Origin of the sequence: Bradyrhizobium sp. sGM-13, assembly GCF_018398875.1 — a bacterium.
Classification (GTDB): Bacteria; Pseudomonadota; Alphaproteobacteria; order Rhizobiales; family Xanthobacteraceae; genus Bradyrhizobium.
The window spans coordinates 1-250 of sequence record NZ_JAGWDK010000385.1; the positions used below are offsets into that span (position 1 = coordinate 1).

The 250-nt window shown below is 51.2% G+C and carries 1 protein-coding gene; it reads right to left on the reverse strand.

Annotated features, from left to right (window positions below):
- Nucleotides 1-194, reverse strand: a 194-nt coding sequence (locus KJQ96_RS39385) for a DeoR family transcriptional regulator (protein ID WP_208705112.1), incomplete at its 3' end; no start/stop codon positions are given.
- Nucleotides 195-250: the final 56 nt, after the last annotated feature.

The window sequence follows — 250 nt, forward strand, 5'->3', positions numbered from 1 at the left end:
GTGTTAACCGAACTGGAAGGCAGCGCCGCACCGCCATGGTGACGCAGGATCAGGTTTTGCTCCGCCAGCTCATTGAGGTCGCGGCGAATAGTCTGCGGGCTGACGGAGAAGTGCTCCACCAGCTCCTCGGTACTGACATAACCCTGCTGTTTAACCAGTTCGATAATACCGTTGTGACGTTGTGTTTGTTTCATTTCTAAATCCCTGGAATTATTTTCGTTTTCGCGCATTGAGCGAATCAACAAAAGCC